The organism is Stenotrophomonas sp. HMWF023 (assembly GCF_003060985.1).
In the GTDB taxonomy this organism is placed as follows: Bacteria; Pseudomonadota; Gammaproteobacteria; order Xanthomonadales; family Xanthomonadaceae; genus Stenotrophomonas; species Stenotrophomonas lactitubi.
Genome location: NZ_QAIJ01000225.1, coordinates 1 through 9,121 on the forward strand (window position 1 = coordinate 1; position 9,121 = coordinate 9,121).

A 9,121-nucleotide genomic window follows, 5' to 3' on the forward strand; every position below is an offset into this window, starting at 1 on the left:
GGTGGAGTGGTGGTCTGAGGCTCATTTTTTACACCGAGATATCCATCTCCGCCAACGGTAACCTGATAGTCGACGCAGGCTGATCCATTGCATACGGTAATGACGTCGCCCACCGCAATCCATTGGTTTGATGTTTTTCCCAGGTTGAATGAGTCGCGAATGCTGACTAGCGTGTTCTTCGTTCGTGAGTCAGGTTGTGGATACCCTAGGACGCACGTGTTGCAGCTGAAAGATCCAATTTTCCGAGACCCAGGACTCGACTGTGCAACGACATAGATCGACGTGATTGCCAGTAATGCCAAGAGGCAACCGATGATCACCTTTCCTTTCATTTCACGCTCCTTTGGATCAGTAGTGGTGCTAGCTCTTTCGCTTTCGCAATCTGCTCATTTGTCATGCCCTTAGCCATTATTTGCAGAACTCTTTCGTTCCCCGGGGTCGGCGCTATGTCACCGGCAGCCTTCTTGTACGCATAGGCGCGAACGGGATCCTTAGGCGTGATAACTCCCAATTCGTAGGCCGAGCTCAGCGAGTCGAACGCCTCTGGAACTCGCTTGTCAGCCAGACCTTGCAGATATCGCATTGAGTTGCCATTGAACTTCTCGACCATTTCTGGCGATTTGAGTTGTTCTTCAGGTGGACCAACAACCAAATCGACATAGTTGAAGAAGGCCAGTTGCGCGTAGGCGTCTCCTCCTTCCGCCGCCTCTACCAACCACTTGGCTGCATCTCCGATTGCACCTGTTGGCAACGCCTCGCACTGCTCGAGTATTCGGTCTGTGCTGAGGAGAGAGCGACGTTGCTGATCGGCCAGGAACTGCTCGCGCGTCATTCCTGTAGCTTTGAGTAGTTCCGGATCAACGATTGTGTCTGCGCTGTAAGATGGTTCGTGGAGCCGTAAGCTCGTGCGGCACTCATTTAGGGCCAAGAACAATTGGCGCTTCGCTTCCAAGTCACCAGCTTCGGCTCTCGCAAGAAGCGAGGGGTAGAGATCCGCGAGCGGAACTTTCGGGAGCTGTTGTGCGGCGGCGATCCCACCTGCGAATGGATCTGAACCATGTTTGGCAATCTGTAAATGGGGAGCCGCGGAAGAGAGTTCTGATCGGGGTGATGCCTCAGTGTCAGGCGGAACTGGTGTTGGTTCCGGCTTTGAGCAAGAGACTGTTAGAGTTGCCGCGAAGAGAAGTGGCAAAAGAAGCGAACGGCGCCGACAAGTTGATCTAGCGGCTTGATGCTCAATCTGCATTCGGATCTCCAAGTGGCACAGCTGGGCACTGAGCGGGCACAGTCGACGGGAGTTGCAATTCCCTCTTCTATGACTAACGGGGTTGGAGCGCACCTCCCCCATTAGGTGAAGGTTTGGTTCATGTCATGTTTATATTGAGTGCAGAGGTTCTAGCAGCGCTGCTGCGATTCCCCCTAGCTGGGCCCAGACAGGCGAGCGCTGGGCGCTGTGATGGAATGGCCGCGAGGTGGCGGCGGTGGAATAGGCCTCGTCCAGCTCGAGCCGCAGACGCAGGCGATGACGATCAATGTGGGTTCGGAGCGCGACTTCGATATCGGCCTGCGCCTGATGAGGGGCGGGCGTTGATCGGTTGCCTGCACGTGGTGGGCGCCATGGTTGGAGGCGGCGGCAGCGTGTGCCCTGCAGCTCTGGATCGTCATGGACGAGCGGCTGGGCGGTATGGGCACACGTCTGGACCCGCTGGCGGCTGCCGCGTTGTTCAACCACCCGGGCCCGGCGGAGTGCCATCGATACAGGCAGGTGCTGGTGCAGGCCGTGCTGGGCTGATCCGGAGCGGATTTCACACCTCATTCATGCCTCCGCGGCAATGTTTAGACCATAGCGGAAGGGGGACTGCTGGGCGCTCAATGCCCGAGCGCGCGACGGTGCTTGCTCCCCCCACGGGCTTGTAGGACTCTGCCTTGAATCTGCTCATCTCTTTAGCCTGCGCGGTGCTGGCAGCAGGCGCTTTGCTGGCGCTAATCCATGGAACCGCACTGTGTTGGAGGGCGGCCGCTGGTCGGCGCGCAGCGCGACGACAGGGATCACGATGATGGAGGCGTACCGATACGCCTATCAAAAAGCGCGCGGCTGGCACGCTCCGATTCTGATCTCGGCGTGGGCTGGACTCAGGTACTCGCTTACCGGGGATACCGGCTATTTCAAGTCGCATGGCGGCTGGCGCCGCTCCAGGCTCCGCAGAGGCGTGGAGTCCTCCGAGTAGGTGGGCAACAGTAGCGATGCAGTCGGAGATGACGACCTACATTCCTGTGATCGGTTGCGACTGGTCGCTGTCCGCCAGGGTAGCTCGGGCAGTTGATCACCATAATTTTCGATCTTCGGGACGTTCGAGGCGCTGGAGCTACTTCGAGCGGGCACCGCATTGGGTGGCGGCCTCGATGTAGCGAGCCTGCCGATGCTTCAGGAACCTGCTGTAGAACTTGATCTCGCTTCCTCCTCCAGTTCGAGGGGCGATCTCAACAAACTCCGCCGGGACGCCGCCGGTGGAGGTCGACACGGAGTAGCCATCGGAACGGGGCTCGATCACGTACTGCCAGCGCGATCCTCCGATGCTCACCTCTCCCCATGCGTCGCGGACACAGGTGGCGGCAGCCAGGGGATCCTGGTTGGATGAGAACGTTGCGACAGGTCCGGTACTCCGCATGTCGCCTACGGAGGTGCAGGCAGCCAACAGCAGAAGGGCGATTCCGGTTGCAGCCTTCCCGAGGCGTTGAGTCATTCCATGCATGCGGCGTCTCCATTGGAAGCGGTGAACTGTTCTGAGGCGCTACTTGGGCGCGGGTGTGGAAACCGGATCCACGCGCTGGCGAGGTGATTCCCCATCCATCTGGATGGTGGCAACCAGAGCGCCGGTCTTCGCATGCTGGAGGGATACCGCCACCAGCTTCGCAAACAGCAGCTTCTGGTGGATCTCCCGATCGTTGGGGCTGCTCAGCGTCGGAGGCCGGTAGTCCACGTTCGGCAGGTAGTACGGAGGTGTGATTTCGACCTGATAGACGAGGGCAACGTCGTTCTTCAGGGATCTTGCCACTTCTGGCTGGACATCGAAGTTGAGGTGCAATGCAGCGGCCGAATTCTCTGTCCATGGCGTGTTGGCGATCGAATCAATGTACTGCATGGGGAAAGCCAGGTTCACCGTTTCGCTGGTGCCCTTGCGGACATTCGCGGTCACGCCGAACGCATTCGTACCGATGTAGGAACTGCCTTTCCCATGTCTGATGGTCATCAGCATGGCGTAGACCAAGTGATACTTCTGCCCATCGGATGCCCCCGACATGAATTTGTTCAGCGCGTGGACGCGCAGCTTCTGCGTGTCGGCGTCGTAGGTCGTATAGACGCTTTCATCGTCGCGGAAGCAGATCTGCCCATTGGGCACGCCGATGGCTTCAATGCTTCGAACTGCGCGTTCTTCATACGCCGACCGGCTGGTAAACTCATCGCGGACGCCGAGCTCGGTGAACAGCCTGCCCGCCACATGCAGGGCGTTGCCCTTCAGGCGAATGGACCCCACAGCGTCATTCACGGAGTCACAGGCTTGCTGCGATGTATTGTCCGCAGCGAGGCATGGGAACGTTGCCGCCATTGCGGCGAAGAGAACATAGTGGCGCATGCGTGGTGTCTTCCATGATCGGTCAATGCTGTCAATTCGATTGCGCCGGCATGCCATCTCTCCTGCGCACCGCGTGCCAAGTATATCCAGCATCGGCCAAGCGATTGCCGTCTTTGCCCATGCGGTGCCGCGCAACGTGATTTCCTGCTGCGGAGGGCTCACCATTGGGGAAGTCTCCTCCTCGCGAATGACCATGTCCGAGCGCCTGCAGCCTGTGCAGTCATTGCACTACGCCACCATCGCCAGCTGGCTTGATTCGGCTGCCTCGACCCAGCGCTGGGCAGGGCCCGGCGTCGCATTTCCGCTGGCGCCGGATTGCCTGGCTCACGCCCTGGAACTGGAGATCCGCCCTGGCTGGGTACTGCTGGACGCGCATGACAACTGCCTTGGCTTCGGCCAGTACTGGCTGACCGAAGCCGATACTGCACATCTCGGCCGCATCATTGTTTCTCCGCAGGCGCGGGGGCGTGGCCTCGGGCGTGTACTGGTGCAGTCCTTGAGCAGGCAGGCGCTGCAGGTGGATGGAGTCCGGCGCCTCACCCTGCGCGTGTATCGTGACAACGCGGCAGCGGTGGCCTTGTATCGCAACCTCGGATTCGTCGCGGTTGAGCAGGAATCTACGGCGGAACTGCTGTTCATGGCCTGTCCCGCCGCCTGAGGGGGGCGGGGCGGGGCGGAGCTCTGCACTCCCAGTGCACATCACCTGCACGCGCTGCTGCAGCCGGACTCGGCAGTCTGGTGACGTCCCCATTGGTTGCCCAGGAGCGCCCCCATGAATACCCCCGGCACCCCCAAGCCTTCCTGGCGTCAGCGCAACGTGCTGCTGACCGTCGCCGCGGTGCTGCTGGCGATCGTGTTGATCCTTCTCTTCGTGCCCTGGTAGAAGCGTGGCGGCCGCCAGGCGCGGCGCGATTCCCCTTCCACTTCAATGCCGCCGGTAGCCTATGGCCCGGCGGCATTTTTGTTGCGCGCGTCCACCAGGCGTTTCGCCCGGGCTCCGAAAATGCGTGACGAATTGCCGGAAAGGGCGGTCCGGCTGCCGGATCCGTGCACGACGGCCCAGGGGTCGGTTGCTACAACTGTGTACGTGAGGCCGGGACGGATATCGAACGATTCACCGGCTACCCACTGAACAGCGGCTCCCCGCGGGGCCGAAGACGGGGAAAACAGACATGTGGCAGTCGACGACGTCGCGCATCAGCGCGGGCGGTGAATCCGTTCATCCTGAAAAAAGTGCGAGCCCCGGTCGGACAGGACGATGGCTGGCCGCGGGCCTGCTGTTGTTGCTGTCGGCGATGCTGCCGTCGCTGGCCTGGGCCGCAGCCTATGCAACCGGCGGCAGCAGCCCGTACCGCAACACGGTGCTGTGGCTGACCTGGGGTGGTGGGTCTGCGCTGGGCACGAACGGGGTGACGCTGAGCAATGGCGATACTTCGTCGATTTCCATACCGGTCGCCTCCAGCATCGACCTCAACGTCACCTGCAGCCTGGCCAACATCAGCGGTGGTGGCCTCCTGCAGAGCTATCGTCCCGGCAATTTCAGCGGCGACAGTCTGGATGACCTGTACAACGTCGGTGGCACCGGCGGCGCCAACCAGCTGATCGCGGGTATATCGCGCAGCAGCGGTACATCTTCTTTCGAGATCAACTGCGTCTCGACGCTGGGCGGCGCGCCCTACCGCCTGCGCGGCGTGGTGATGGCCGATGCCGAGTCGATCAACAACAGCGGCGAGTTCGTAGAGGCCACCGCGCGCGGTACCTGGAACGTGGTCGAAGTACGCAAGAACGTCGGCGCCGGCCCATACAACGTCACCAAGTCGATGGCCGGCACGAACAGCGTGGCCCGCTTCGGACCGGGCAACGACAACAACACCGCTGCGGTCACCTTCCTCAATTTCGACAATGCCGCGCATGCGCCGGGCAACTTTGCGGTGAACATGGGCTTTTCGATGCGCGGCAGCGGCACCACCGCGATCGCCATCGGCCTGCTGGTGCCGTACGCCGACTTCGGCGACGCGCCGCAGAGCTACGGCGATGCCATGCACGTGGTGGACGATCTGCAGTTCCGTCCGGATGGCCTGCCGGTCAACGCCACGCCCACCAACATCAATACCGCCGGCTATACACCGGGTGGGCTGGCACCGCCGCTGACCGATTTCCTGGGTACCGTTGGTCCGGATACCGAACAGCGCAGCAGCTACAGCGTGGATGCGAAGGGCGACGACAATTTTCCCGCGGGCAATCCCAACGAGGAAAACGCCTGGTCGGCGAGCTACGTGCTGACGGTGATGCAGGCCGGAACCCAGATCAGCCAATCGGTGGCATGCGTGGGCACCGGCAGCGTGGCCGGCTGGATCGACTTCAACCGCAACGGCACCTTCGACCCGGGCGAGCGCAGCAGCATCGCTGCATGCAGCGGCGGCGGGGCCAATCTGAGCTGGACCGTTCCTGTGCAGATAAGCGCGGGTACCAGTTACGTGCGCCTGCGCTATGCGACCAATTCGGCGCAGATCCAGCAGCCGACCGGCGTGGCCGACGACGGTGAAGTGGAAGACCACCGGATCACCATCACCGCACCCGCACTGAAGGTGGTGAAGGGCAACAATGCCACCGGCGGCCTCTGGAACTACGGCCAGGCCGGCACCCAGTACACGCTGACGATCAGCAACACCACCAACGTGCCGACCGGCAATCCGCCGAACGTGCCGGCGGGTGTGATCACCGTGCGTGACCAGCTGCCGGCCGGCATTGCGCCGAACTGGACCGGCACCCTGACCAGTGGCAGCTGGAGCTGTACGGCAAGCGGCCAGGCGGTGACCTGCACCAGCAGCCAGGTGTTGTCGGCAGCCGGCACCCCTGGTGACAGCAGCAGCTTCACCTTGCCTGTGACCGTGTCCGCATCGGCAAGCGGCCTGTTGCGCAACCACGCCAGCGTCGGTGGCGGCTACGATCCGTTCAATGGTGGCAATCCGCCCGCACCGGGCGAGGCCTGCACTGACACCGACCACTGCACCCGCAGCGATGTGACCGTGCCGGTCACCCGGGTGAGCTATGCAAAGCGCTCCAACACCACCGGACCTGTGACGGTCGGTGCGTCGGTGAGCTACACCGTCGATGTCACCATTGCCGATGGCAACAGCCGCGACGTGCTGACCCTGACCGATACCCTCGGCACCGGCCTGGACTTCGGCAGCGTGACCAATGCCGGCGCCTTCTCCTGCAATGCAGCCAATCCGCTGGTGTGCACGCTGCCAGCGGGCACCGTGCCGGGCACCTACAGCCTGACCTATGCCGCCACCGTCAACGCACAGGCCAGTGGCCAGGTGGTCAATACGGTAGTTGGTACCGGCACCGACACTCCCACCTGCAGCAGCAACTGCACCACCACCACGCCGGTGGCGGCGCCGCGCGTCTCGGTATCCAAGGCCAGCGGTACGGCGGGCGCGGTCGCGGTGGGCGACAGCGTTGCCTACACGGTGAGCGTGGTCGTTGCCGATGCGCGCACCACCGCGGTGACCACGCTGACCGACACCCTGGGCACCGGCCTGGACTTCGGCAGCATGACCAATGCCGGCGGCTTTACCTGCGTGCCCGGCAATCCGCTGGTGTGCACGCTGCCAGCCGGCACCGTACCGGGAACCTACGCGTTCTCGTATACCGGCATCGTCAATGCACAGGCGGTTGGCCAGGTGCGCAATGCTGTTGTACCGAGTGGTCCCGACAATCCGTCGTGTGTCGGCGCCTGTGATACCACCACGCCACTGGCCAGCCCGCAGGTGACCTACGCCAAGCAGGCTTCCACTGGTGGACCGGTGCGGGTGGGCGACAGCATCGGCTATACGCTCAGCGTGACCGTTGCACGTTCGCGCACCACCGATGTGGTCACCCTCACCGATACGCTGGGCAGCGGCCTCGATTTCAGCAGCGTGACCAGCGCGGGCATCTTCACCTGCAATGCGTCCAACCCGCTGGTGTGCACGCTGCCCGCCGGCACGGTGCCAGGTACCTACAGCCTGAGCTACACCGCCACGGTCAATGCGCAGGCCAGCGGCACGGTACGCAATGCCGTGCTCGGCACCGGCACCGACACGCCCTCGTGCACGACCAACTGCGATACCACCACGCCGGTGGCGACGCCGGGCGTGAGCTATGCCAAGTCGGTGAACAGTGCCGGCCCCGTGTCGGTGGGCGACAGCCTGACCTACACCTTGATTACGGTGGTCACCAACTCGCGCACCACCGACGTGGTGACGCTGACCGACACGCTGGGCAGCGGCCTGGATTTCGGCAGCGTGACCAGTGCCGGCGCCTACACCTGCAATGCGGCCAACCCGTTGGTGTGCACATTGCCGGCTGGTACCGCGCCGGGCAGCTACAGCCTGTCATACACCGCCGTGGTCAACGCCCAGGCCACCGGCCAGGTGACCAACGCGGTGCTCGGCAGCGGCGGTGACAACCCGAGCTGCACCGTCAACTGCGATACCACTACGCCGGTGGCAGGCAGCCAGATCGATTACCGCAAGACCTCGGCCGCCGCCGGCCCGGTCAAGGTGGGTGACAGCATCGCCTACACCCTGATCGCCGTGGTCAGCCGCTCGCGCACCACCGCTGTGTTCAGCCTGACCGATACCATGGGGCAGGGCCTGGACTTCGGTTCGGTCACCGCCAGCACCGGCTTCACCTGCAACGCCGCCAATCCGCTGGTGTGCACGTTGCCGGCCGCCACCGCACCGGGTACCTACACGGTCAACTACACCGCGACGGTGAATGCACAGGCCAAGGGCAGCGTGAACAACGCCGTGCTTGGCAGCGGCACCGGTACCAATACCTGCACCACCGATTGCACCACCACTACCCCGGTGCTGGCGGCGACGGTCACCTACCGCAAGTCCTCCAGCACCGCATCGCCGGTCAACATGGGGGATGCGGTGGACTACAGCGTCGAAGTGGTGGTCGCCAACTCGCAGACCACCGATGTGCTCACCCTCACCGATACCTTGGGCACAGGCCTGGACCTGCAGTCGGTGACCCAGCCGGGCGCCTTCACCTGCAACGCCAGCAACCCGCTGGTATGCACGCTGCCGGCAGGCACCGCACCCGGCACCTACACGCTGGGCTACCGCGCGCAGGTCAATGCGCAGGCCAGTGGCAGCGTCCGCAACGCGGTGCTGGGCAGTGGCGGCGACACCCCGACCTGCACCGGGACCTGCAGCACCGAGCACGTGCTGGCCGAGCCGCGCGTGGTGCTGGAAAAGCTGTCCGGCCCCGCCAGTGGCAGTGAAGTGCGCCCGGGTGACCGGCTGCGCTATACCCTGCGGGCCACCGTCGAGCGCGCTTCGCTGCGGCAGCCGCTGCAGCTGCTGGATACGCCCGATGCTGGCCTGAGCGTGGACACGCTGCCGGCAGGCTGCGTGCAGCAGGGCACCGACATCGTCTGCACACTGCCGAGCGGTACCCCGGTGGGGCAGCATGAATTCGTCTACCAG

The 9,121-nt window shown here is 63.3% G+C and carries 6 protein-coding genes and 1 pseudogene; 3 read left to right on the top strand and 4 right to left on the bottom strand.

From position 1 onward, the window contains the following. Positions 1–332: pseudogene (locus tag DBR20_RS22355) on the bottom strand (hypothetical protein); the annotation flags it as partial. After that, positions 329–832: a hypothetical protein gene (locus DBR20_RS12155; RefSeq protein ID WP_108266342.1), complete on the bottom strand. Its 504-nt coding sequence runs from the start codon at positions 830–832 to the stop codon at positions 329–331. The pseudogene DBR20_RS22355 and the gene DBR20_RS12155, both read right to left, overlap by 4 nt. 831 nt (positions 833–1,663) lie before the next feature. Between DBR20_RS12155 and DBR20_RS23085 the strand changes: the two genes are divergently transcribed. Beyond that, on the top strand, positions 1,664–1,792 hold the full coding sequence (locus DBR20_RS23085) for a hypothetical protein (RefSeq protein ID WP_258223327.1): 129 nt from the start codon (positions 1,664–1,666) through the stop codon (positions 1,790–1,792). Positions 1,793–2,366: 574 nt separating this feature from the next. Here the strand turns inward: DBR20_RS23085 and DBR20_RS12165 are convergent. Both DBR20_RS12165 and DBR20_RS12170 read right to left on the bottom strand, forming a co-directional pair. Further along, positions 2,367–2,744 carry a hypothetical protein gene (locus DBR20_RS12165; RefSeq protein WP_146186997.1) on the bottom strand — a complete coding sequence of 126 codons (378 nt, stop codon included), beginning with the start codon at positions 2,742–2,744 and terminating at the stop codon, positions 2,367–2,369. 48 nt (positions 2,745–2,792) lie between these two features. Beyond that, the gene (locus DBR20_RS12170; protein ID WP_146186998.1) at positions 2,793–3,635 is read right to left on the bottom strand and encodes a hypothetical protein; all 843 of its coding nucleotides are present in this window, start codon (positions 3,633–3,635) and stop codon (positions 2,793–2,795) included. A gap of 193 nt (positions 3,636–3,828) precedes the next feature. Between DBR20_RS12170 and DBR20_RS12175 the strand changes: the two genes are divergently transcribed. Then, complete coding sequence (locus DBR20_RS12175) at positions 3,829–4,293, top strand: GNAT family N-acetyltransferase (protein WP_108266371.1); 465 nt, start codon at positions 3,829–3,831, stop codon at positions 4,291–4,293. Between the two features lie 514 nt (positions 4,294–4,807). Next, the coding region (locus DBR20_RS12180) for a CshA/CshB family fibrillar adhesin-related protein (RefSeq protein ID WP_258223328.1) at positions 4,808–9,121 on the top strand (4,314 nt) is incomplete at its 3' end.